Origin of the sequence: Ruminococcus sp. AF17-22AC, from assembly GCF_003460065.1 — a bacterium.
Classification (GTDB): domain Bacteria; phylum Bacillota; class Clostridia; order Lachnospirales; family Lachnospiraceae; genus Blautia_A.
The window spans coordinates 400,641-425,877 of sequence record NZ_QRXT01000003.1 but is presented as its reverse complement, the minus strand read 5'-3'; the positions used below and the strand labels follow the sequence as shown (position 1 = coordinate 425,877).

Genomic DNA, 25,237 nt, shown 5'->3' with positions numbered 1-25,237 from the left:
AAAAAGGTCTTATTTTACCTGTGCCAATATATGGTGGAAGTTACTTTTTCATTCAACCAAGAATTTGTGAAGCCTTGATTTTATGGACTTCACAGGGGATTCTCACTTACTTTCGCACTCGATTTTCTTGATTTTACACCATTTTTACACCATTTCATTTGATTTTGGTGTAACACTCATTTTCTTTGCCTGGCATAAAGAGCCGGCTTCTTCTAGTTCATATCTTGTGAGTTCATAATCAGTCCAGTTGAGGCATTTATGATTTTTACTGAATGCGCAATAGTTTTCCATGAAATTTTCCTCCTAAAATTCGTCGTTTTCAAGATAAGATACAGGGTTATAATCAGAAACGCCGTTTAAGACAGGCAGAGCCCTTGTTGCATAAAGAAATCTGTTCCTAAAGTGCTTAAAATTGCGGAAACCACGCCCTAAGCGTTTTAAATCTTTGATTTTTCTGTTTAATGATTCAATGGGACCATTTGATAAACGGGTGTCATATATTTTTCCGTTTCCGATTTTTTCTACCATGATAAAAGAATTAATGATAGGATCCTGGTATTTTTCCAAAAGAGAAGCAAATTCCCGAAAGATTTCATGACCGGATTTCATGTAGACCTGGATTAATTCTGTGAGTTCTTTGCGTGCAGAAACAGGGTTTCCAGCATTTCGGGCGTTGAATTGGATATAGAGTTACTTAAGATTGCGATAGTCCTTTAGATTTGGAGCAATCCGAAACAGCCAGCTTTCATAATCGTATGTATTCATCAGCACATGAAAATGAGGATCCATACGAAGATCAGAATGATAGAGAATATTTGATTGATTTGACAGGATCAGCCAGCGGTATTTTTGCAGAATGTACACTTCATCAGAAACAGGAAATGACACGGTTTTTTTCTGCTGTTGAGAGAGTTTTTCTTGGAGTTCTCTATCTCGTTGGCGGTACTTTTTAAGAAGCAGCCGGATGTAATTATCAACTTTTCGGATGATCCACTGAATGACGTGGAAAGAGTCTACAACAGGGACTGCGTTGGGAAAATACTTATCCACGTACGTAATATATTGGTTGTACATGTCGGAAATGAGATATTTTACAGCAGCTCGCTCTTCCATTGGAAGGGCGGCAAAGTAGGGTTCTGTGACATTCGTACGTCGACTGCGGAGCAGATCAATTGGATAGCGTTATTATTACATTCATCACCTAAAACAATCCAGAAATATCTTTCCATTTCAGAAGAGCAAATTCCTGAAACCATGGAAATTGCCCGAGAACGGCAACATCAGCTGGCAGTAAAACAAAAAGAACAGGAAATAGAAGAAGCAAGAAAAATGGCCTTGGCAGGATATCCTATCCCCAAATGCATAAAATTATTTGTAAAAAGGGATATACTGGCAGCGTAAAATGAAACTGGAAGAGGTACCTCAAGATGATACCTCTTCATTTTATAGAGTGTTTTCTTTTTCTGACAGAGGAGGTTGCATTTCTGGAGCATCGAGCAGTACATTAAAATTTTGCTGAATGGTATTTAACAGCTTTTGCTTTTCCTGTAACCCCTGCTTTTCCCGGACAGAAGCAGTCTGTTCAGATTCAAGATTTTCAATTCGTTTTTTGATTTTATCAGAGCTTGGGATTTTGGTAACACCGAGATTCTGAAGCTCTTTTTTTAGTGAATCGTGGAGATGGTATTCTGCCTGATGCTTGGTGCGGTAAGCTTTTGGATCTTTAGCAGATTTGCAATCTTCAATCACTTTACGGCAGAGATGGTAAGAATCACAGTGCTTTTGAATGATTTTCTGTGTGCTCAGCTCACTGTTGAGTTGTGCTATTTTCTGATCAGCCGCTTTAACAGAAACTGGATTGAAATTGAACGAAAAAATGAATACATTCAATTACTACAGGCATTACTTAACGATCACGGTATCCCATATCCCGTCGAATAATAACGTTCTTACATTAAAGGGGTCTGGCTTCCGCCAGACCCTCATTTTCGCCCCTCAAGTTTGCCCCTCATAAAAGACCCTCAACAAGTTTGGCAAACCCTCAAGAACTTTGATTATCCTCTATTAACCGCTAAAGCGACAGCTTTCTTCTCAGCCGTATATTTATTTTGAATTTTTCTTTCCTTTTCTGACTTTGCTCCTGCGGATCATCCTTCGGATCAGAAATACCACAAGCACAATGATCACTATAAAGATCAGACAAATACCTGCGATCATTGCCGAAAACTTATTCGGCTGCTTCACCAGATCAATGATATTTCTGCTGTCCTCCACAACCTTACGTCCATGTGTCGTCTCATAATATTCCGGCACATTGGCAATTCCGTCGCCGTCTGTATCCTCAAAGGACTGCATATATCTTGCGATCGCATCCCAGGCCTTTAATTCCCTGTCACCCTCCATGATCGCCTGATCTTCCAGATTTTCAATGGGATTCCCATCCCTGTCCTTCGGTTCAAGAGACAGCAGTCCATAGGACATTTTCATCACAGAACCAAGCATCTGGCCGGTATACAGATCTGTCACAACATGATACAGCTTGTCATCCTGGATCTCGATCCGCTCTCCGTCTGCCCTGGTGAGATAACAATCTGTCACCTTATTCAGGATCATCCGATGTGGATTGTATGCAAAATTCAATCCACTGCAATATAACCTTGCCGTTGTCATAAAATCCGATACAGAAGCGTCCACCTCCGCTGCCAGCTTCAGCTCCTTTCCGGTCAGGTATGCACTGATCAGCGGATATCCGGCAACACCGTCCTTTCCGATCCCCAGTGAAAAGGAATTAAAAACATCCTCTACTGTGATATCGCCCTTTGTGTATGTATCCCGCACGGTTCCGCTTGGAACAACGGCTACATCAACCGGATCACCATCATAATACTCGGAATTCTCCACTGCATATATGTATGCATCGGATATGATATCACCAAGATTCAACTCTTCGTGCATCGTACCCATTTCTTCCAGACTGTTGAATTCAACATCATTTTCAGCAAGAACCTCTTCTCTTGTATAGCCAAAATCGGCAAGATAATTCTTATCCACCGTATCCATCAGGGCATCGATCTGTTCCTGTGTCGCCCGGTCCGGTTTTACCTCCTCAGAAACAGGGATCAGCTCATAGGATGTCAGCTCCCACCGTCCGTCCTGTTTCTGTGTCATGGAAAGTGATCCCAGATTTCTTCCGTATTCACCGCAGGATACGATATATGTGTTCCCATGCTGAATTGCCTCTTTCAGCTCTGAGTGTGTATGTCCGCTGATGATCAGATCGATATCCGGCACCTCTTTTGCAAGGATCTCATCCTCCGATTTGTTCTCATCCTCCCAGGTTCCTCCATGGGACACACAGACGATCATATCCACTTTTTCATTTTTTCTGATCTCTTCTACCGTCTGTTTTACGGCCTCAACCGGATCCTTGAACTTTAATTCACAGGTCGGTGCACATTCCAGGGCATCCTTACCGAACACACCGACTACTGCAGTCTTTACATCTCCCTTTTGAATTACCACATAGTCCTTCACGCCGTAGGCTTCAAATGCCGACCGGATCTGCTTCTGACCATCGTTTAGTCCATCCTGCTCCATGCTGCCCCAGTCCACATTGCACACCACCAGTGCCGGCACTGTCTCACCGGAATCCTTCGCAGCCTCCAGCATATTTGCCAGTCCCTTTGAACGATAATCATATTCATGATTCCCCAAAGTCGTCACATCATACCCCAGATATCCCAGCATTCGAAGCTCTGCCGCCTCCGTATCGTATACGGTCTGGATCAGGGTTCCCATGGAAAAATCACCGCCATCCAGCACCAGGGTGTCCGGATTTTCCTGCTTCTTTTCATCAATCAGGGTTTTGATCCTTGCAAATCCACCAACCTCTTTTTGTTCTCCATCTACGATGGTTGAAAAGCTGTTCAAATGAGAATGTGTATCATGGCTGAACAAAACATCGATCTGTTTTGTCTCGGCTGCCTCCACCGGAACATTCCATGTAAAGGGAAGCAGTAATGTGGCAACAAGCATGATTACCAGAAGCCTTGCTGAAATTTTCTTTCGTGTTTTCATAGCCCTCTCCTTTTGTGTATAGTTTTCTTATGCCTTTTTACAAAACCATCAATAATGTCCCCATACCAATCAAAATACATCCGATCAGCGATTTTGCTGTAAATTTCTCGTGTAAAAAAATAAATGCCAGTACCAGCGTGATCACAACGCTCAACTTGTCTATCGGCACAACCCTAGATGCATCTCCTATCTGCAGAGCACGATAATAACATAACCATGAGGCACCTGTTGCCAAACCTGAAAGTATCAGAAACAGCCAGCTTTTTTTACTGATCGCAGTGATTCCACCTTGTGTATTTGTGAGGAAAACCATTCCCCATGCCATGACAAGCACCACCATCGTTCGAATCGCTGTTGCAAGATTCGAATTAACACCGGTAATACCTACCTTGGCCAGTATGGAGGTCAGCGCCGCAAATACAGCAGACAGCAAGGCAAACACAAACCACATAGTAACTCCCCCCTTAAATATAAGTTTTTTCTTAACTATCCCAATACAAGTCCATCATATCATTTCCCTTCTGGTATGTCACTATTTACAATTTCCTCCACCGTATATTCCTCTATTTCTGTCTTTGTCACCTGTTTAATATGCTTTTTTTTCAGGCGCAGATATACGAATTCCCGAAAAATAGTATAGAACACGGAAAGCAGCGGAATAAAAACAAGCATACCCACAATTCCCATAAGGTTTCCACCGATCGTAACTGCTGCAAGAACCCAGATTGACGGGAGCCCTACAGATTCACCCACAACATGAGGATAGATCAGATTTCCCTCGATCTGCTGCAGCACCAGAAATACTATAATAAATAAAATTGCCTGTTTCGGATTTACCATAAAGATCAAAAAACTTCCCACTGCACATCCGATAAAGGCCCCGAAAACCGGAATCAATGCAGTAAACGCAATCAAAACTCCGATCAAAAGTGCATATGGCATCCCCAAAATACTCAGTATCACCACAAACATGCATCCGAGGATCACAGCTTCCAGACACTGACCTGCAAGAAAATTCGCAAATGTCCGATAAGTCAGAGAACAAATTTTAAGAAAAGCATCTGCCTTTTTCTTTGGAAGAAAGGCAAAAACTACTTTTCGGATCTGCACATGCAGTTTTTCTTTCTGAAAAAGAACATAGCAGGCAAACGAAAAAGCAATAAAAAAGGTCGCTAATCCACTGACTATGGAACCAACTGCCGACATTGTGGTATTCATCATATTTCCTGCACCATTTCCAAGAAGACTTATCCCCCACTTGATTGCCTGGTCCGGATTAAACTGTACCTGATCTACCAGCTTCATGATTTCCTGGTTATTATGAGAGAATTCACGGATCCAGCTTTGCATCTGCGGAATAAAATCTGCAATACTCATCATCAGGGTTCCCATTGTCCGCGTAAGCTGCGGAATCACCCCGAACATCACCAGTACGATTACACCAACCGCCAATATGATTGTAAGGAGCAGACTTATCGGTCTTGCCAGTTTTACGACTATCTTATTTTCTTTTTTTACTCTTCCGAAAATTTTCTTTTCCAAAAAGCTCATTGGCACGTTGGTCACAAATGCGATTGCTCCGCCAAGTACAAAGGGAAACAGGATCCCCCATATTGCTTTCAGCACATCGAGCACCACATCAAATTTCCACAGGACAACCACAAGAAATGCTGTAAACACAATAAGCTCCCTGATTTTTTTTATAGCAATTTTGCTTAAATCCACTATCTTTCTCCTCTTTTTCTTAATTTCATACGTATCCATTTAAGCAGCTGAATGATTGGAAGACTTGCAAACGCATACAGATATACACAGCCAAGCTGCATCAGATCCAGCGTCTCTACTTTAAACAGGAGATGAAATCCCGGAACCGTCAGTACAACGGTAATGAGTACTGCCCCAAGTGCAAATGCTCCCTGAAGCCATTTATTATTAAAGAAACGTTTTGTAAAGATAACCGGATGATCCGATTTGCAGTTGAATCCATGGAACAAACGTGCCAGACAAAGTGTTCCGAAGGCATAAGTACTGCCAAGCAGTGCACCATTCTGGTTATATCCTGTCAAAAATCCTATCATCGTCATCATACCGATTACCAGGCCTTCCAGACCGATTTTACCAAGAAAATCCTTTGTCAGTATTGACTCGTCTGCTGATCTTGGTTTCTCATTCATCACCTCACTGCTGTGCGGCTCCACGCCTAATGCGATCGCCGGAAGGCTGTCTGTCAAAAGATTGATAAACAGCAGATGTACCGGTGCAAAGGGAACCGGAAGTCCTGCCAGGGATGCACAAAGAACTGCCAGGATCGCACCAAAGTTTCCTGACAGAAGAAACTGGATCGCATACTTGATATTCTGATATAAATTTCGTCCATTTTCCACTGCTTTTACAATTGTTGCAAAATTATCATCTGTAAGCACCATTGCTGCAGCATCCTTTGCGACCTCTGTTCCGGTCACTCCCATTGCAACACCAATATCTGCCTGCTTCAATGCCGGAGCATCATTCACACCGTCTCCGGTCATTGCCACGATCATCCCCTTCTCCTGCCATGCACGGACAATACGGATCTTGTGCTCCGGTGACACTCTTGCATACACAGAAATATTCGGGACAAACTCCTTCAGCTGCTCATCACTCATATTTTCAATATCAGCGCCCTCGCAGGCCTCCGACAGATCGTGTAAAATTCCGATTCTCTTTGCAATTGCAGCTGCTGTGATCTTATGATCTCCAGTGATCATGACCGGCCGGATCCCCGCTTTTATACATTCTGCAACTGCAGCCTTTGATTCTTCCCTCGGCGGATCCATCATAGCGATCAGACCAAGAAATACCAGATGGTTCTCATCTTCTGTCGTCAATACATGCTTCTCCGGAATTTCACGATAGGTAAATGCCAGTACCCGTAACCCTTCCATTGAAAATTCCTGATTCTGGCGCTGGATCTTTTCTTTATCTGCTTCTGTGATTTCCCGAACTCCGTCCTTTGTCCAGATTCTGTCTGTCAGCTCCAGAAGCCGGTCAACCGCACCTTTTACGATCATCCGGTTCTCACCATCAATTCTGTGAAGTGTTGACATCATCTTACGGTCACTGTCAAAGGGAAGCTCTCCTTCTCTTTGATAAAGCTTTCTTACACCTGCAGCCTCGATTCCGTACCGGCTGCCCAGATTGATCAATGCCGTTTCCGTCGGATCTCCGATCTCCACTCCATTTTCATTTGTTGAATCATTACATAAAATGCTGTAGTCCAAAAGACATCTCTGCGCCGGATCTGCTACATCAATTGCATCTGCTGTGATTCTTTTTCCATCAATATAATAATCTTCTACTGTCATTTTGTTCTGTGTGAGTGTTCCGGTCTTATCCGAGCAGATAACAGAAACGCTTCCAAGACCTTCCACAGCCTGGAGCTTACGAATGATCGCGTGCTCCTTTGCCATCTTCTGTGTTCCGAAAGAAAGGACGATCGTCACGATGGAGCTTAAAGCTTCCGGAATCGCTGCGACTGCAAGTGCTACTGCAAACATAAATGCACTGCTGATCTTCTCACCGCGGAATACACTGATCGCAAACAGAATTCCGCAAAATATCAGGATCAGAATGGAAAGCTTCTTTCCAAAATCATCCAGATTCGCCTGAAGTGGCGTCTGTTTTTCCGAAGTCGATTTCAGAAGTCCCGCAATCTTTCCAACCTCTGTCTGCATTCCTACATTCGTTACAACCGCTCTGCCACGCCCATATGTGACAAAGCTTCCGGAAAACAGCATATTTGTCCGATCACCAAGCGGTGCTTCCTCCAAAATAATATCCATACTCTTTTCAACCGCAAGACTTTCTCCGGTAAGAGCACTTTCATCGACCTTAAGACTTGCATTTTCAATCAATCTTCCATCCGCAGGGATCATATCACCTGCTTCAAGAAGGATCACATCTCCTACAACCAGTTCTCTTGCCGGAAGCTGTACCGCCACACCATCTCGCAATACTTTTGCCTCCGGACCGGCAAGCTTCTTTAAACTCTGCAGAGACTGCTCAGCCTTTACGGTCTGCACGGTTCCCAAAATCGCATTGATCGTAATAACGATCACGATAACTGCTGCACTTTCCACATCTCCAAGCATACCGGATATCACTGCCGATGCGATCAGGATCAGCACCAGAAAATCCTTATACTGTTCAAAGAAAATCTGCAGGATGCCTTTCTTCTTTCCTTCTGTAAGTTCATTCCACCCACATTTTTCTCTGGATCTTTTCACCTGTTCACTCGTAAGCCCAGATTTCTTCCCATTCACCCTTTCAAGAACCTCTTCTACCGTCTGCTGATAAATTTCCTTCATCACTTTCGCCTCCTTGTTTCTAAGTATTTACTACCTGGATTTCTTATTCAATGAAAGACCTCTTTGATAAAAAAATATAAAAAAAGGAGACCTTCATTGCATAATAAAAATGCAATAAAAGTCTCACCATTTCCTTATGATACCGGATGCTTCCACCGTACTGACGACATCACAAACGCAAATTGTTAAGCGCAGGTTACTCCCCTTTATTGGATCAAATCATATACCCAAAGTAACATGATTGTCAAGATGCTATATCATTACTTTTTCATTCTATGTTATACTTATTACATCGTTAACACTATTAAAATAAATTCTTCGGAGGTGAATCAAATGGATCATACGAATAATTCCTGTTGTTGTGGTGAAGCAGAATATTTTTCCGGATGTCTGATTTGTGGTGCTCCTATTACGTATCGTGCTGAAAGCTCTATTCAGACGTGCAGCATCTGCCATAAAGAACAATTAACCAATGCGGTCTGTGAAAATGGTCACTTTATCTGTGATGCCTGTCATAGCTATGGCACATATGCTCCGGTAATCACGACACTCAGGGACAGTACAGAAAAAGATGCTTTGCTTCTTCTGGAAAAAATTATGGATCTTCCATCTGTACATATGCATGGACCGGAGCATCATGCAATTGTCCCATGCGTTCTTCTGACAGCGTTTCGCAATAATGGAGAACATATGGATTACGATGCTGCATTATCTGAGATCTGTAAAAGAGCAAAGCAGGTTCCGGGCGGTACCTGTGGTTACTGGGGTGTCTGCGGAGCTGCTGCCGGAGCCGGTATTTTCATGTCCGTTATGACTGGATCCAGTCCACTTCACAAAGATGCATGGCCGTTTCCTCAAAAACTTGTTTCCATTATTTTATCTAGACTGGCAGATGTTGGTGGACCTCGCTGCTGCAAACGAACCAGCAGAATTGCCATTGAAGAAGCTGTTCATTTTTACAGTCAGTTTTGTTCTGTAAACATTCCGTTGTCTTCTATAACGTGTAAATACTGCAAAGATAATCGCGAATGCATCCAGGAAGATTGTCCATACTATTCTGAATAACAGACAAGGCAGTGATTCCATGATACCACGAAATCACTGCCTTGTAACTCGTTTGCCAGGATACAGTGCCAGATCTTCCCACTTTACTTTTCTGCAGTTCCATGAACGAATATCCTTCTCTTCCAAAACACTCCTGATTCGTTCTTCTCCATTGTCCGATGTAAAAAGCGCTGTAATTTCCTTTTTTCCATCTACAATTTTCACACAATAATCTACCAGTTCCGGAATCTCAAACAGCAATTCATCCATCTCTCTGATACTTCCCAATGGATCCATCCGCTTTACAAAGTCCAGGCGTTTTATTTCACTTCCACAGAGGCATCTTCCCGGAATGATCCTTGTCCAGTCACCGGTTCGATATCGAATCAACGGCTGTGCTTCCATTCCAATGGTTGTGATTACCAGTTCTCCCCACTCACCGTCCGGCAGCACATTTCCGTTCTCATCTATAATCTCTGTAATACAATGGTTTTCTCGCATATGCATGCCATCATGCGCCGTGCAGCAAATGGCACCTCCAAGCCCCATCTCTCTGGAACCATAGTGTGGCCAAAGTCGTGTTTGCAGAATTTCTTCGATTGCTTTCATGACAGCTTGCGGACAGGCATCTCCGGATACCAGTGCTCTTTTTATACTGCCTTTTCCGCACATTCTAAGCATGGAAAGCAATGCAGTCGGCATTCCCACATACGTATCCGGCTGCTCCTCTTCCAGAATCCTGTTTAGTTCGCCATAAGTTCTTCCTGTTCCGGTTGAAAGAGGTTTTGCTCCCAGACGTCTGATTGCCTCCGCGATCAGTTCTCCCAATCCAAAAGGACCTGAAAATGGCATAGCCACCATCGTTATACTACCAGGATAAATAAATTCACCCAGACCTGCCATAAAAAGTTCTATGGTGTGTTCACAGTCTCCCTCTGTATAGAATACACGTTTACCGGCACCGGTAGTTCCGCTTGTCTGTTCTGATATCACTTTCTGTACTTCCCCCTGGGAGCAAATCAGCATCCTGCCTCCATCTCGTGCCAGATCTGTTTCTGTTGTAAAAGGAAGGCTTCTCAGATCTGTCAGGCTCTCCAGTCTTTCCGGCAAATCTCGATAAAAACCCTCTCGTTCTTTTTCTTTCTTCAGTACAATATTTAATTTCTCCAGCTGCATTCTGTGTATTTCATCTCTTGTAATCTCTGTAATGCCTTCCTGCTTACAGATCATTGCATCTATATTTGATCGTTTCACTTTCTGTATAAATATATTCCTTTCGAATTCGTCAGATTATATGCACAAAACGGCACCATTCCATAATCAGAATCCACCTCGCAGATATAACATCTTTTCAGACGTTCAAGATCCAGATTCCATGCATCCTGAAAAATCATCCCTGATACCGCAAAGGTTTCATTATGAACCCGGATCAGGAATTCATCCAGCGCATCTGTCTGTGTCATTTCTCCATCATCAAATTTTTTTGTGCTATAGCTCCACTGATTTTCCACATACTGCCTGGAATCATCGCTGGTAGTACAACAACATCCTCTGCCTGATTTCTTTTCCAGAAGTTTCAGTTCCCTCTCACCTTTTTTCAGATAACTTGCATGAAAAGAACAGTATGGGTTCTCTGCTCCACCACCAGCAAAATCATCACTTTTCATAAGCCCGTCTGTCTGTTCCTCAATCTGCTTCAACATCTTTGGTATGGTAATCGGAGCTTGTGGACGTTGCTGAGAACATCTGCCAAAATAGCTGATCGGCTGGAAATGTACTCCTCTTACAAATGGCATATGATCCATCGCAAACTTCAGGATATCTCCAACCTGCATGTCATTTACTCCTGGAGCAATGACAGGTACCAGGGCAATTCCCAGTTCCGCTTCCGAACAGTTTAACACAGCCTTTTCTTTCAGTTCCATCATAGAACGTCCGCGCAATGTCTGATACACGTCATCTGTGACACCGTCAAATTGAAGAAATACCGTATTCAGTCCTGCTTTTTTTAATTTTCTGGCGTATCCTGCTTCCTGCGCAAGACGGATTCCATTGGTATTCAATTGAAAAAATGTGAACCCCTTTTCTCTTCCCATATGTATGATCTCCGGAAGATCCTCCCGCATGGTTGGTTCTCCTCCTGAGAGCTGTATATTGAATGGTCCCCCATGATCCATCAGAAAATCATATTGCTTTTCTATTTCGTCAATTGAAAGATCACCGTTTTCCAGACATTCCCCTGCCGAAGCAAAGCAGACCGGGCAGTGCATATTGCAGCGCTTTGTCACTTCCAGTATCATACAACAGCCTTTTCGTTCGTGCTCCTCACAGAGTCCACAATTATCCGGGCAAGATTTCTCTTTGATTTTGGGATTTACAGGAGTTTCCGCAGACAGGTTTTCTCTCCCCCAGGAAAGATACTCTGCTGCCGTTCCTTCCCAGATCAGTGTCTGAAACTTTCCGTGGATATCACATTCTTTCACCAGATAAATGCCATCTTCACCGATACATTTTTTAGCCGTAAGTACTTTCATACATATCGGACATACACTTTTTGTTTTACCCAGCGTAATCATAGTTCCAATATTCCCCGTTCTGTCAGTATTTCTATCACTTTCGTATAAGTCTCTCCAATCAGCGCAGGACAGCGCTCCATGACAATTCCCCAATCCAGATTGGAAGTAATATCCTTACAATAAAAAGCACCAAACTCTTCTTCGGTCTTCTTATGGAACCACTGATATAATTCCTGCACAGCCGGTTTCATCTGTATATCTTCTTTCTCCTGCGGAGCCAGATTGCCAAGGAACAAACCTATCGCACAGGCTCCTCCTGTCAGGCAGCCACAGGTATCTCCACAGTAACCGATGCCGCCGCCAAGACCTCCCAAAGCCTTTACAAGCTGTGGATTCTCTTCCCCTATCGTTTCCAGTGTCAAAATCATAATCATCTGAGAACAATGATACCCCATACTGCTAAGTTCTATGATTCTTTCATAGAGATCCATATGTTACTCCTTTCTGCCAACCAACATGGTATAGCGCAGCTTCTTTCCTTTATATTCTTTCTGCAGAAGCTTATACTCTTCGCAGCGGAACGAATCATTCCAGATTGCTTCCAGATAATATTCCAGCCAAAGTAACGTCTGATCCTCCTGTCGGAGAATGGTAAACCCTGTCTGTTCTGCCATTTCCAAAAGATTTCCGGTATCCAGATCTGATAATAAAAGAAAACCTCCCTTTTTTAAAACGCGCCAACATTCAGATAGTGCATTTTTCTGATCTCTGCTGACAAAAAATGCACACTGGCTGATGCAAAGATCTATACTGTCTGATGGATACTGCAAATGCAGAAAATCTCCTGTTTCCACATCACTGCCCCGTGGGAAAAGATCCACACCATGTGCATCCATCCCAAATGATTTCAGGATTCGTACCGTGTCTCCTTCTCCTGCTCCAAGATCCAGTGCTTTCATTTCTTTTTTCCATTCTATGTTCTCCAGAAGATGAAGCGTCTGCGCTTCCCCTCCCGGATGCCTGTTCATCTATTTATCCTCCAGTGCACGCTCCACCGCGAGCACTTTTCCAAGTGCGAGTTCTTCCGGAACATACACAAACCCACACTTTGGACAGACAGGCATTTCCACAGGAAACCCATTTTCCAGATACATAAATTTTGCTTTTCCTTTTACAAGAGGAATCTTACATTTCATGCAGGTCAGCTTTCCTTCCGGATCAATCGTATAATATGTTCTTTCTACTGCCATTACTGTCCCACCCTTTTCATAATATTCATTCGATGACTGTATGCTCTGTGTACCAGATATCCGTCTTCTGTTTCCACAAACCGCACCCAGAATGTGACATTTCCCAGTCTGCTTCTTGTCACCAGTTCTTTTGTTTCTTCATCCAGGATTGCTTCCTGATTTTCTCTGTAATCTGATAACACACGTTCCACATCACTTTTCAGTATCATGCGCTCATCCATCATATGGATTGCCTCCTCTGTATAGGCAACAGTATAGTCTTTTTTCTCCATGATCGGTTCCTCATTCCAGATGTTTTTTAAAAGTGTCTGTTTCAATATGAGCCTGTTGTAGCGTTTCTCACTGATATCAGGCATGTTGCTGGCATTTGCCCCATACAGAAGTTCAAGTATATGTCGGGATTCTCTTCCCTCTCTGGCAAATCGGTCTCTGCATGCCATGCAGTATGTAATATATGGTGCATCGGAACGTTCCAGACACTTTTCTGTCATTTTCGCTGCCATATCTTTATTGGCATATGCCGTCAGACCTCCATATCCACAACATGGAGACAAATCTCTGGAATATTCTGTATCTTCAACGATACATCCCATATCCGACAAAAGTTGTCGTATCATATCCTGTGTCTGTGCATCCCCTCTGGCACCACAGGCATCATGTATGGCAACCGGTATCTCCAGTCCTTTCGCCTGCTGTGGAAGTCCGATTTCTCTCAAAATTTCCCAGATTCCTATAACATGTGCTCCAATACTTTCTTTTAGCTGCTTCATGCAGCTTGGACAGCCTGCAATGATGATCGGATCACCAAGCCTGGCCAGTTCCTGTTTCAGCTGCTCATTTACTTTTTCTGTCATTTCATAGCGACCCGCCCATTCGCTGATTGCACCACAGCATCCCAGCATCAGAGCAACGCCTCCAGCTACCCGATTACTTAAATCTTCGTATGCCTGCATAACCACATCCGGCGCTATCGCACCTGCCTGACAGCCCGGGAAAAATACATATCTGCAAGTTTCATATCCCGGCTGGGGTCTGCTTAAAAAAGCCTCCGAATTTGAAAATAACATGTCCATCAGTGCAAATTCATGTGGCGCCAGCGGCATCTTATCTGTGGATACCATATTTTCTCTTGCTGACTTGCACACCTGACTCATATCAAATCCATTCGGACAGATCACCGTACACTGTCCACAGAGGGCACAGGCATTCATCGGTTTGTTCATCGGATGATCTCCCATGATAATCTGCGTATTATTATAAATCTCACGGGCTAATAGACCAGGATGTTTTTGATATTCACTTAAATACACACAGCCTTTCATGCATTCGTCACAATGACACTGAATACATCGTTTTGCTTCTTCTACAGCTTCTTCTTTTGAATATCCATCCTGACCACAGAAAATCTTATTCGATACATGGATTCCTTCCATGTTCGTGTAAAGCTTTGTCGTCACTGCTCCTTCACTGCCTCTGTTGCTGTGCGGCGATAAATTCTGTACCAGAAGATCTACTGTCAGAGCTGCCCGCTTTGCGGCAAAAGCCGCATCCATCACAGATTCCGCAGGTCCGCTGACAATCTTTGCCTGTTCTCTTAACATAATCCCGACATCTGCTGCTTCTTCCGGAGCTAACATTTTTGCCACTTCTTCTGATGCGCAGACCACATCTGCCAGTTCCATTTTTTCTCTGATAAACGGAAGATTCAGACTGCATCCAAATTCAAAAGAAAGATCCATAGATTTCAGACGTTTCGCTTCATTGCTGCGGTCTGATTCCAAAAGATGTCCGGCTGCCGCTGCAATATAGCTTTCATAATCTTCTTCCTTACAATAAATTGTCGTAGGATACATTTTCTTTTCCAGTTCCCCTGCAAGAAACAGTGGAAATAATCCAGAACCAAAGATTGCTGCCTTTTTCTTCTTTCTGATACGAAATACACTGCTCCGTTTTCCAGGTTCCCCATATCGGACAATGGCACGCTCTACTTCACGTATGGATATGCCATCACCCAGCTCACAAAGCCTGCATTTCTCCTCACAGGGTGCAGTACAGCCGCTACAGAGGATCATGGGAAATGGTGTGATCTTCTCATAGATCCCCAGAGCTTTCTTAAAATTTCCTTTTGCAGCATAAAACAGCATTTCTTTTGTATCTGCTTTGAAAGGACAGGCTGCAACACAGTACGCCGGCTGTTCATGAACACAGAGGCTGATCATATGATCCATCTCTTCCTTTGACATTCGATTTACGTGATAAACATGAGTGGAACCTCTCTCCTGTATATATGTCATAACCCGATACTCCTTTCATTTCCAAAGGGGAGACAGTCTCCCGTCTCCCCTTATTATATCATATGATAAAATTATACTGAGAATTATTTCTCAAGTTCCTTTAATGCTGCAAGAACCTTTTCCGGACGGGCAGGAACACGTGTGATACGTGCGCCTGTAGCATTGTAGATTGCATTCAGGATCGCAGGATGAGGAGCATCCAGCGGAGCCTCACCACAGCCGGCAGCACCGTAAGGACCGCTTGGGCGATATGTTTCATTGAAATGAAGTTCAATATCATCCGGCGCATCATTTGGATACGGAATACCACAGTTCTTCAGAGAAGTATCATGGTTCAGATCCTCGAAATCTTCTGTAAGAGCAAGACCGATACCCTGTACAAGACCACCGTAGAAGTTGCCTTCTACAAGAAGTCTGTTCATGATCGTACCTACGTCAGCCACACAGGTGAATTTTTCAACTTTAACTTTACCTGTTTCTGTATTAACAGCAACTTCCGGAAGGAAGATCGTGTACATGTAGGTTGCAAACGGATCACCCTGTGCTGTATCCTGATCGATCGGATGATCTGCACAGAAGGTTGTCACCCAGTTACCTTCATATTTTGTTGCAAGACCTTCAGCCACCATCTCATCATAAGTACGGAAGGTTCCGTCTTCTTTCTTCATAGCTGCCACAAGGTTTTCTGCTGCCAGACGACATGCATTACCTGACATAACCTGTGAACGTGATCCACCTGCAGGACCTGCATTAGGACATGTCTTGGTGTCATTCATAACAAGTTTGATCTGTTCCGGTCTGATTCCGGCCTGACGAAGTGTTTCATGAGAGGATACAAGAACCCCCATGTCGGCACCCTGTCCATGATCTTCCCATGCAGCATACATTGTAACTGTTCCATCCGGATTCAGTTCTGCAAATGCATTGGATGTATCCACACCATCAAGACCACAGCCATATACACCAAGAGATACGCCGATACCATATTTGATCTTGCCATCAGAAGCTGCATTCTTCTCAGCAACACGTTTCTTGGCTGCTTCATACAGCGGACGTGCTGTCTTGAACAGATCTTCCTCGCAGTATACTTCCGGCGGATAACCGGTCGGGATCGTAGTTCCTTCTGATTCCTTGTAACAGTTCATCTCACGCATATCAAACGGATCGATTCCCATCTTGGCTGCCAGAACGTCGATCGCAATCTCGGATCCCATGTAAGACTGCGGAGAGCCGTAAGCACGAAAAGCAGATCCCCATGCATGGTTTGTAAATACTGTTGTTGATTTATTGCGGATAGAATTGATTCCATAACCGGCACCGGTGAACTGAGAAAGTCTCATTGTGAGCAGATCTCCAAATTCTGAGTATGGACCATGATCCACATAGTTATTGCCCCAGAGTGCAAGGAGTTTACCATTTTCGTCTGCTGCAAGTTTGATATTCATAAATGCAGGAGATCTCTTTCCTGTATAGGTAATATTCTGGAACTGATTGAATACCAGCGATACCGGACGCTCAAGAATCTTGACAGCTGCACCGATCAGAGCTTCATTTGTCGGAGAGAACTTGTATCCAAAGGTTCCTCCGGCATGGTTCTGAACAAGTCTCAGGTTCTCCAGCGGAACACCGATACCATCAGCGATCATCGGCATATGGAGATGGATACCGATGGATTTGGAATGAACAGTTATCATGCCGTCTTCATCAATATAGCCATAACCACAGTCCGGTTCAAGGTGAAGATGTGGCTGACGTGAACAGTAGGACTCGATCTCAACCTGCTGTGAATCCGGAATGCTGTCCCAGTCAAAGTCTGGTCCCTTGATACAGTTTGTCTCAAAGAATGCGTTTGGAGTACCAGGATGGATCTCTGCTGCATCCGGTGCGATCGCATCCATTGCATTCATATATGCAGGAAGTTCTTCGATCTCCACCTTAACTGCATCTGCTGCTGCACGTGCATGCTCTTCTGTGTCGGCAGCTACGATCGCGATCGCATCACCAAACTGGAATATCTTTTCGTCACAGAGTACAGGACGCTCAAATCCATCTGTCTTATTGTGTTTCGGAAGCATTACAAGACCATTGATCTTGTTGGTTCCGCCTGCTGCCTTAATGTCCTTCGCTGTAATAACACGAACAACTCCCGGCATACTCTCTGCTTCTGTTGTATCGATACTGAGGATATTTGCGTGAGAAACCTTTGCCTGCGTAAGTGCAAGACGAAGGGTTCCCTCCGGCATCTTTAATGCATCATCTGCACCGAAATCCCAGGTACCTGTTACCTTCTGTGCCGCTGATGGACGAATATAGTTTGTACCGACGATAGAATCACCGGTCTGCTTAAATACAAGGTCTTCTTTGGTCATCTCGCCACGCATAACTGCTGCTGCCGCCATAGTCGCATCGATAAGCGGCTTGTAACCTGTACAACGGCAGAGATTGCGCTGTTTGTTAAACCAGTCTCTTACCTCCTCGCGGGTCGGACTCGGATTATTATCGAGAAGAACCTTTGCTGAAATAATAAAACCTGGTGAACAGAAACCACACTGTGCACATCCATATGCCATCCATGCAACCTGGATCGGATGCATATCAGAGATTGTTCCCACACCTTCGATCGTTGTGATCTCTGCATTGTCCGGAACACGGCTCATCTTGTAGATACAGGATCTTGTAACTTTTCCGTTCATAATAACATTACAGGCTCCGCAATGGCCTTCCCCACAGCCGATCTTACATCCTGTAAGAAGAAGATGATTACGGAGAACCTGTGCCAGTGTCTCGTCCTTATCAAGAATAAGGATCCTCTCGACACCATTGATCTTCAATGTCTTTTTAATCATGCTGCATCCCTCCTATAGAAAATATAAGCTTCAATGTTATTGATCTTCGGGCTTATGTGTTCCGCATGGATCATGATCCGCACCCTTGCCTGTCAGATCTTTGAGTCTTTCCATTCCTCGGGCAGAATAGAAAACAATGGAAGAACTGCTCCCGTCCAGATTCTCACCGCTAAGCTTCAGAACATTCGCATTCTCGTAATAATCGATTGGAAGCGTCCGGCTGTATTCCACTCCCGTGCGTTCATCTCTTACCTGTATGGTAACTTCCTTTGCGGTAATTTCAAAAACCTCATCCATAGAAAAGTTCTCCTGTTTACGTCATTTTGTATATATTCATACTATCATATTCTTGCACAATTATGCAAATTGCAAATAATTAAAACTTGGCTATTTTCGCACTATTTTAAGTTTTTTCTTATGTTTTATTTAAAATTTTCACTATTTTTCTGTTTTATATGGTATAATATTATTAATTTTACACAATATTTCTCAAGGAGGTGGCAGTCATGCAGACAGGTGCGCTCATCGTTGCCGCAGGGAAATCCTCGCGAATGGGAGACTTTAAACCCATGCTTCAGCTTGGATCTATTTCCATTGCACAGCGCGTGATCAACAATTTCCGGCAGGCCGGAATCTCTAAAATAGTTGTAGTGACAGGATACAGGGCAGATGTTTTGGAACGTCACCTTGCTTCCAATAATGTAATCTTTCTTCGAAATGAAGATTATGCATCAACTCATATGTTTGATTCTGTCCGGATCGGACTGGAATATCTGAAAGATAAAGTTGACACGGTACTCTTTACGCCTGTGGATGTTCCACTGTTTACGGCCCGGACAGTCACGCAGATGCTCTCTCTGGGTTATCCCCTTGTAACTCCGGTCTGTGACGGTAATCCCGGCCATCCGCTTCTGATCCGTTCCACACTTATTGATTCCATCTTAAGTGATGACGGCAGCTCAGGTCTTGAAGGTGCTGTAGGAAACTGCGGCACACCCATGTACTTTCTGAATGTAGATGATCCAGGTATCATTCACGATGCTGATACACCGGAGGATTATGCTGAACTTCTTCGCGCCCATAACCAGAGTCTCATCCGTTCAGAAATACATATTCTGCTGGCAAAGGAAAAAGTATTCTTTGATGAGCAGCTTTATTCGCTTCTCACACTGATCCAGGAAACAGGATCTGTCCGCGATGCCTGTGAGCACATGCACATTTCCTACTCCACCAGCTGGAACCTGATCCGTACCTTGGAATCACAGCTCCATGAACCACTGGTCAGCAGAAGTCAGGGCGGTGTAAACGGAAGTCACAGCGAACTGACTCCGTACGGTGAAGAATTTCTGAAACGATATGCTCGTTTTTCAGAAGAAACTCGTAACTGTTCAGAAAAAATATTTGAAAACTGTTTCAGAGGATTTTTTAATGCGTAACCTTTATCTGGTCCGGCATGGAAAACCACAGTATCCGGATGAACATTCTTACTGTGTGGGACAGACAGATTTCTCTCTATCCATGCTTGGACACTTGCAGGCAGTCCTTCTTAATGAAGAATTGTCCGATAAAATATCAAGGATATACTGCAGTCCTTTGTTAAGAGCTGTTGAGACAGCAGGCCATATGGCACCTGAGCTTCCACATATAATTGTTTCTGATCTGTCAGAACGAAATCTGGGAGAATGGGATGGCCTTTCTTTTGATAAAATACGCCAGAGATGGCCGGACATTTATAAAGCCCGTGAAAATAACCCTGATCATCCGATCCCGGGAGCAGAAACTCCTGCTGCATCTGGTTTTCGCTTTTCGCAGGCAGTTCATAAGATTCTTTGCGCTTCTGAAGGTGATATTGCAGTGGTAGCTCATACAGATGTAATCTCTTCTTATATATATGCATTACATTCCGGTATGTACAGCAGGCAGCGGTTTCGTCTTCCCTGTGGCTCTTACTATCATCTGGAAGTGAATGAAAGAAATAATATTTCTTTCTCTGATCCCAATTATATACTGCCTCATCCTGAATTAAATGACGGGCTATGCTTCAGGCTTCGCAATGCGGTTTCTCTGCCCCGTCATGTACAGGCTCACAGTGATGCTGTTACTGAACTTGCCTGTTGTTTATGCAATATGTTGGAATCCAATGGTTATATCTTTGATCAGAAGCTTGTTCGCTCCGGTGCACTTCTGCATGATATTGCCAGACTTCAGAGGCATCACACCAAAACAGGCGGTGAACTTTTCTTACAGTTAGGTTATCCTGAGATCAGCCAGATTATTTCACAGCACCATGGTCTGCTGGAAACCAAGCTGGATGAAGCAGCTATTGTATTTCTGGCTGATAAACTGATTCAGGAAACACAACGTGTAACCATAGAAAAAAGATTTGCCGACAGCATGAGTAAATGCAAAAGTCCGGAAGCTTGCAAAGCTCATGAGCAGCAGTTAGAACAAGCCCGCAAACTGCAGGACATGATACAGTCGCTCTGCCATATCACGCTTTAGTCCAGGCAGACATACACAACTGGAGCAGAAAAATCACTTAATTTAGTTAGGAGGTATTTTATTATATGAGAACATTATTTCAGACAATAAAACAACAATTCCTAGAGGAAAACGATCTTGTACTTGTTTCCGTTACAGCATCCTCAGGGTCTACACCAAGAGGTGCCGGTTCCCGCATGCTGGTCGGAAAAAGCGGCAGAATTTCCGGAACCATCGGAGGTGGAGCTGTAGAATATCGTGCTGAATGTATGGCATTGGATATTCTTGAAAAAAAGGAATCCTGCCAGCATGAATTCCGGCTGAACCGTAAGGATGTCGAAAATATCGGTATGATCTGTGGTGGTGATGTTACCGTCTTTTTCCAGTATCTTGATCATAATGATCCGATTGTTATGGAAATCACGGAAACTGCTGAAAAATCATATGAGGAACGAAAGGATTTCTGGCTGATCTGCGATCTTCATGCAACATCCGGCATGAGTCTTTACAGCCCTTGTTATGGTCTGATCGGAAATGCTGATGTTCCTTCTTCCATATTATCATCCTTATCTGCACAGCCATTCCGCTATCGCAGTGAAGATTATGATCTGTTTTCTGAGCAGATCGAAACTTCCGGAACTGTCTATGTATTTGGCGGTGGCCATGTTTCACAGAAACTTGTACCGATACTTGCAAGCGTTGATTTTCGCTGTGTTGTCCTGGATGACCGGCCGGAATTTACAGATCCTGCTCTTTTCCCAGGAGCAGTTGAAACAATACTTTGTGATTTCAACCATCTGGAGCAGTATGTTTCTATCACAGCTTCTGATTATTGTTGCGTCATGACACGCGGACATTCCTATGATACCATTGTACAGGCACAGCTTCTCGCTACACCTGCATGCTATATAGGCGTCATTGGAAGCCGCGCAAAAAAGGCTGCTGTATTTCGCCGTCTGATTGAAGAATACAACATTAATGAACAAGATTTAAACCGTATCATCTCACCTATAGGACTGGAGATCAAAGCAGAAACACCGGCTGAAATCGCCATCTCCATCACAGGACAGATGATCCAGGTTCGTGCTGACAGAAAGGCTACATCAAAATGATGGCAAAATCAGTATATAAAACTGTAATATTTGGTGCCGGACAAATTGGACAAATGACAGCAAGACTTCTCAACAGTCCATGTCAGCTCCTGTGCTTTGCTGATAATGACCCCCATAAACACGGATCATATATTGGGAATATTCCAGTCTGTTCTCCGGATGCTGCAGCAGCACTTCTCCCGGATCTGGTCATCCTGGGAGTTCTGGATGAAGAACGGCGTAATTCTATGATAAAACAGATGGAAAACCTGGGTTATCACGGACCTTTTCGTGATCCCTCCGTCCTTCGCATGTTTGACCCACGGGTTGCTGTTATGCGTCTTTTATCTGAGCAGATCTATCAATTGGATATTCCGGGAAATGTTGCCGAACTGGGGGTTTTCCGAGGTGAATTTTCTTCCCTGATCAGTGCAGCCTTTCCAGACCGAAAAATCCATCTTTTTGATACTTTTGAGGGCTTTTCAGAAAAGGATATCACAATAGAAGCCTCCGGTAATCTGTCCCGTGCCAAAACAGGTGATTTTTCTTCTACTGATATTGACTCTGTTCTTCATGTTATGCCTGATCCTACACGTACTGTGATCCACAAAGGATGGTTTCCGGATACCTTTTCCGATGTTAGAGATGAAACTTTTTGTTTTGTATCTCTGGACGCGGATCTCTATGCTCCAACTGCTGCTGCACTTCCTCTGTTCTATGAACGCCTGGCCACCGGAGGAGTTCTCCTGATCCACGATGTGTACAGTACACAGTTTTCCGGATGTCGAAAAGCGGTCGGGGAATTCTGTCTGAAAAACCATCTGTTTGCAGATCCTGTATGCGATCTGCATGGAAGCGCAATGATCCGAAAATTATAAAAAGAAACGCTGGAACCGGTATTTACCGGAACCAGCGTTTTTTTTTATTTATTGTATAGCCCTTTTCCACGTCCATGCCTAACCTTTATAAAGTTCCTTTCAGAACATTTTCCAACTGTTCATCGGACAGATCAACATGATAAAAAAGATCGAAAAATTTATGTATTTCTTCATTGATATCACATTTAATATATTCCGGATAAATCAATGCTGAGAACCATCGCATACCGATCAGGCGATTTGGTCCTGCCGGACGATCCACCCAGCTAAACGGTGCATTAGGAGTTCCATAAACCTTTTGGTCCTGTACTGCTTTTAATGAAGCATAATCAGGATTGCTCAGGATATCTTCTGCTGCAGAACTTCCACTTTTATCTGCCTTTGGTTCACCATTTACAACAATCACATCCGGATCCCATGCAAGAAGCTGTTCTGCTGAAATCTGAACACGAGATCCATCTCCCAATTCCAGATCTGCAACATTGACTGCATTGATGGCATCAAGAATCTGTGCATGCTGGGACCCTCTGGGTGCAGTTTCCAGTGAATCCTCTCCATTACCGAAGTATACACTGACTTTCTTTTCTTCTGGAATATCTGAAAGTGCATTAATATCAGTAAATACCTGCTCCGCATACTGGGCAAGCTCTTCTGCATGATCTTCTACACCAAGAAGTTCGCCCATAAAACGAAAAGCTTCCGCAGAATTATTAAGTTCGTTGTCTACTGCAACAACCGGAATTCCAAGGCTTTCTGATAACGCATCGCAATCAGAAACCATTGCATCATTAATCTTTCCACTATTAATAGCAATTGTAGGATTGGCAGCAATTACTGCTTCATAATTGACAGCATCACCCATTCCAAAATTAGGAAGATCCTGATATTTGTCCAGAATAATAGATTTCTCAACATCATTCAGTTCATAATTCCACCCAAGAAGCTTATCCGGTGCAACCATGTACAGAAAAATTGCAGCTACCGGACCTGTTGAAAAAACAGATTCAATATTTTCTGCTGCTGGGACAGTTACTTTTCTTCCTGCCATGTCTGTGATCTCACGGGTTTCAGCAGTTTCCTGCTCCGCACTCTGCGTCGGCTCTTCAGTAGCAGCTTTCGTTTCAGAATATCCTGTTAAAAGACTGACTGACATCACCAGACATATAAGCAGAGCCAAAAGTTGTCTGTGCTTTTTCATAAACTCTCTCCTTTCTTTTCTCCGCATTACTCATAATTGACGCTTATTGAAATTGACTATACAATTTTTAAGTATTATAATGTATATGCGAATAGTTTTTAAAAACAATTCGATTTTTCTGAGTATAACACCGTAAATTTGATTAGTCAAGTTACAAGGATGAATGATTATGAATCTGACAGCTAATGAAAAAAATGCCGCCGCTGCCCGGCAAAGACGATATGTTCTGCTGTTGGCGGTTATGCTGGTACTTTTGTTTATCATTATAGTACTCTCATTCTGGGTGGGATATTATCCGCTTACACCAGTGCAGGTACTAAATGCATTTTTATCAAAATTTGGTTTTAAAGGAGATATCTTACCCCAGGCAGTTACCATATTCTGGAATATCCGTCTGCCCCGTATTCTGTCTGCTTTATTTATTGGTGCCTCCCTCTCGGTAGCAGGTGCAACCTATCAGGGAATATTTCGCAATCCACTGGTATCTCCGGATATCCTTGGAGTTTCTTCCGGTGCAAGTCTCGGAGCTGCTTTTGCAATTTTAAACGGCGCTTCCAACTGGATGATTCAGCTTTCTGCTTTTGCAGGTGGTGTGGCCGCAGTAGCCGCATCCTATCTTATCAGCCGAAAATCCGCACATTCCCAGACTCTCAGTCTTGTTCTGACCGGAACTATGATCATGTCACTCTGCAATGCCGGTGTCACAATGATCAAATATGTCGCAGACCCCAATGATGTTCTCCAGCAAATTACTTTCTGGCTTATGGGCAGCTTAACCAAAACCACAACCAAATCCTTTTCCTGGAGTGTTCTTCCAATGATCATTGGATTAAGTCTGATTTTTATTTTTCGATGGCAGATCAATCTGCTGACTTTGGATGAAGAAGAAGCCAAAAGCTTAGGAATCAATGTGCGTAAATATCGTCTGATTTTTATAGTCGCTTCCACATTACTCAGCGCCGCTGCAGTCTGTCTTGGAGGATTGATCGGATGGGTCGGGCTGATGATTCCCCATCTGGCACGTGCACTGGTTGGCGTTGATTACAGAAGGCTGATACCTGCAAGTGCGATCCTTGGCGGCGGATACCTGATACTTGTTGATGATATTTCCCGTTCCCTTTTGTCCATGGAACTTCCACTTGGCGTTGTCACAAGTATCATGGGCGCCCCCTTCTTTATCTATCTTATCATCAAACGAAAGGAGCGCGCGTAATTA

General features: G+C 43.6%; 21 protein-coding genes and 1 pseudogene. 6 read left to right on the top strand and 16 right to left on the bottom strand.

Annotated elements, in window-relative coordinates; genetic code table 11:
* Positions 1 to 144: 144 nt before the first annotated feature.
* The 7 genes and pseudogenes from DWW86_RS16965 to DWW86_RS07205 form a co-directional block, all read right to left on the bottom strand.
* Complete coding sequence (locus DWW86_RS16965; RefSeq protein WP_143143540.1) at positions 145 to 291, bottom strand: mobility-associated LCxxNW protein; 147 nt, start codon at positions 289 to 291, stop codon at positions 145 to 147.
* 12 nt (positions 292 to 303) lie between these two features.
* Positions 304 to 1,167 (bottom strand): annotated as a pseudogene (locus DWW86_RS17320) (ISL3 family transposase).
* A gap of 276 nt (positions 1,168 to 1,443) precedes the next feature.
* Complete coding sequence (locus DWW86_RS07225) at positions 1,444 to 1,890, bottom strand: hypothetical protein (protein ID WP_286187670.1); 447 nt, start codon at positions 1,888 to 1,890, stop codon at positions 1,444 to 1,446.
* Between the two features lie 213 nt (positions 1,891 to 2,103).
* Positions 2,104 to 4,077 carry a bifunctional metallophosphatase/5'-nucleotidase gene (locus DWW86_RS07220; protein WP_117942690.1) on the bottom strand — a complete coding sequence of 658 codons (1,974 nt, stop codon included), beginning with the start codon at positions 4,075 to 4,077 and terminating at the stop codon, positions 2,104 to 2,106.
* A gap of 37 nt (positions 4,078 to 4,114) precedes the next feature.
* A complete protein-coding gene (locus DWW86_RS07215; protein WP_005427490.1) occupies positions 4,115 to 4,528 on the bottom strand; it encodes an EamA family transporter in 414 nt (137 codons plus the stop codon).
* A gap of 59 nt (positions 4,529 to 4,587) precedes the next feature.
* Positions 4,588 to 5,802: an AI-2E family transporter gene (locus DWW86_RS07210; RefSeq protein ID WP_286187669.1), complete on the bottom strand. Its 1,215-nt coding sequence runs from the start codon at positions 5,800 to 5,802 to the stop codon at positions 4,588 to 4,590.
* Positions 5,802 to 8,423: a cation-translocating P-type ATPase gene (locus DWW86_RS07205; protein WP_117942689.1), complete on the bottom strand. Its 2,622-nt coding sequence runs from the start codon at positions 8,421 to 8,423 to the stop codon at positions 5,802 to 5,804. The genes DWW86_RS07210 and DWW86_RS07205 overlap by 1 nt, the downstream gene beginning before the upstream one ends.
* A 333-nt stretch (positions 8,424 to 8,756) precedes the next feature.
* On the opposite strand from DWW86_RS07205, the gene DWW86_RS07200 reads away from it, so the two are divergent.
* Positions 8,757 to 9,488: a DUF5714 domain-containing protein gene (locus DWW86_RS07200; protein ID WP_015542421.1), complete on the top strand. Its 732-nt coding sequence runs from the start codon at positions 8,757 to 8,759 to the stop codon at positions 9,486 to 9,488.
* 33 nt (positions 9,489 to 9,521) lie between these two features.
* Here DWW86_RS07200 and DWW86_RS07195 read toward each other — a convergent pair whose 3' ends face one another.
* The 8 genes from DWW86_RS07195 to DWW86_RS07160 all read right to left on the bottom strand — a co-directional run bounded on the left by DWW86_RS07195 (position 9,522) and on the right by DWW86_RS07160 (position 18,670).
* Entirely contained in the window at positions 9,522 to 10,721 is a 1,200-nt protein-coding gene (locus tag DWW86_RS07195) for a DVU_1553 family AMP-dependent CoA ligase (RefSeq protein ID WP_235816051.1), read from the bottom strand.
* Positions 10,718 to 12,043 carry a radical SAM (seleno)protein TrsS gene (gene trsS / locus DWW86_RS07190; protein ID WP_117942688.1) on the bottom strand — a complete coding sequence of 442 codons (1,326 nt, stop codon included), beginning with the start codon at positions 12,041 to 12,043 and terminating at the stop codon, positions 10,718 to 10,720. Before trsS ends, DWW86_RS07195 begins: the two co-directional genes overlap by 4 nt.
* Complete coding sequence (locus DWW86_RS07185) at positions 12,040 to 12,474, bottom strand: DVU_1555 family C-GCAxxG-C-C protein (protein WP_072521796.1); 435 nt, start codon at positions 12,472 to 12,474, stop codon at positions 12,040 to 12,042. Before DWW86_RS07185 ends, trsS begins: the two co-directional genes overlap by 4 nt.
* A gap of 3 nt (positions 12,475 to 12,477) precedes the next feature.
* Positions 12,478 to 13,011 carry a class I SAM-dependent methyltransferase gene (locus DWW86_RS07180; RefSeq protein WP_072521797.1) on the bottom strand — a complete coding sequence of 178 codons (534 nt, stop codon included), beginning with the start codon at positions 13,009 to 13,011 and terminating at the stop codon, positions 12,478 to 12,480.
* Positions 13,012 to 13,233 (bottom strand): DVU_1557 family redox protein, encoded by a 222-nt coding sequence (locus DWW86_RS07175; protein ID WP_117942687.1) that lies wholly within the window; start codon positions 13,231 to 13,233, stop codon positions 13,012 to 13,014. It lies immediately after the preceding gene.
* The gene (locus tag DWW86_RS07170; protein ID WP_117942686.1) at positions 13,233 to 15,527 is read right to left on the bottom strand and encodes a pyridine nucleotide-disulfide oxidoreductase/dicluster-binding protein; all 2,295 of its coding nucleotides are present in this window, start codon (positions 15,525 to 15,527) and stop codon (positions 13,233 to 13,235) included. Before DWW86_RS07170 ends, DWW86_RS07175 begins: the two co-directional genes overlap by 1 nt.
* A gap of 83 nt (positions 15,528 to 15,610) precedes the next feature.
* On the bottom strand, positions 15,611 to 18,373 hold the full coding sequence (locus DWW86_RS07165) for a molybdopterin-dependent aldehyde oxidoreductase (RefSeq protein ID WP_117942685.1): 2,763 nt from the start codon (positions 18,371 to 18,373) through the stop codon (positions 15,611 to 15,613).
* Between the two features lie 36 nt (positions 18,374 to 18,409).
* Positions 18,410 to 18,670: a hypothetical protein gene (locus tag DWW86_RS07160; RefSeq protein ID WP_015542417.1), complete on the bottom strand. Its 261-nt coding sequence runs from the start codon at positions 18,668 to 18,670 to the stop codon at positions 18,410 to 18,412.
* 209 nt (positions 18,671 to 18,879) lie between these two features.
* On the opposite strand from DWW86_RS07160, the gene DWW86_RS07155 reads away from it, so the two are divergent.
* From DWW86_RS07155 to DWW86_RS07140, 4 genes are all read left to right on the top strand, one after another.
* Positions 18,880 to 19,809: an NTP transferase domain-containing protein gene (locus tag DWW86_RS07155; protein ID WP_015542416.1), complete on the top strand. Its 930-nt coding sequence runs from the start codon at positions 18,880 to 18,882 to the stop codon at positions 19,807 to 19,809.
* Entirely contained in the window at positions 19,802 to 20,875 is a 1,074-nt protein-coding gene (locus tag DWW86_RS07150) for a histidine phosphatase family protein (RefSeq protein WP_117942684.1), read from the top strand. Before DWW86_RS07155 ends, DWW86_RS07150 begins: the two co-directional genes overlap by 8 nt.
* A gap of 65 nt (positions 20,876 to 20,940) precedes the next feature.
* Positions 20,941 to 21,966 carry an XdhC family protein gene (locus DWW86_RS07145; protein ID WP_117942683.1) on the top strand — a complete coding sequence of 342 codons (1,026 nt, stop codon included), beginning with the start codon at positions 20,941 to 20,943 and terminating at the stop codon, positions 21,964 to 21,966.
* Between the two features lie 53 nt (positions 21,967 to 22,019).
* On the top strand, positions 22,020 to 22,823 hold the full coding sequence (locus DWW86_RS07140) for a TylF/MycF/NovP-related O-methyltransferase (RefSeq protein ID WP_286187668.1): 804 nt from the start codon (positions 22,020 to 22,022) through the stop codon (positions 22,821 to 22,823).
* 85 nt (positions 22,824 to 22,908) lie between these two features.
* Here DWW86_RS07140 and DWW86_RS07135 read toward each other — a convergent pair whose 3' ends face one another.
* Entirely contained in the window at positions 22,909 to 24,021 is a 1,113-nt protein-coding gene (locus tag DWW86_RS07135) for an ABC transporter substrate-binding protein (RefSeq protein ID WP_072521803.1), read from the bottom strand.
* A gap of 169 nt (positions 24,022 to 24,190) precedes the next feature.
* Between DWW86_RS07135 and DWW86_RS07130 the strand changes: the two genes are divergently transcribed.
* On the top strand, positions 24,191 to 25,234 hold the full coding sequence (locus DWW86_RS07130) for a FecCD family ABC transporter permease (RefSeq protein WP_117942681.1): 1,044 nt from the start codon (positions 24,191 to 24,193) through the stop codon (positions 25,232 to 25,234).
* Positions 25,235 to 25,237: the final 3 nt, after the last annotated feature.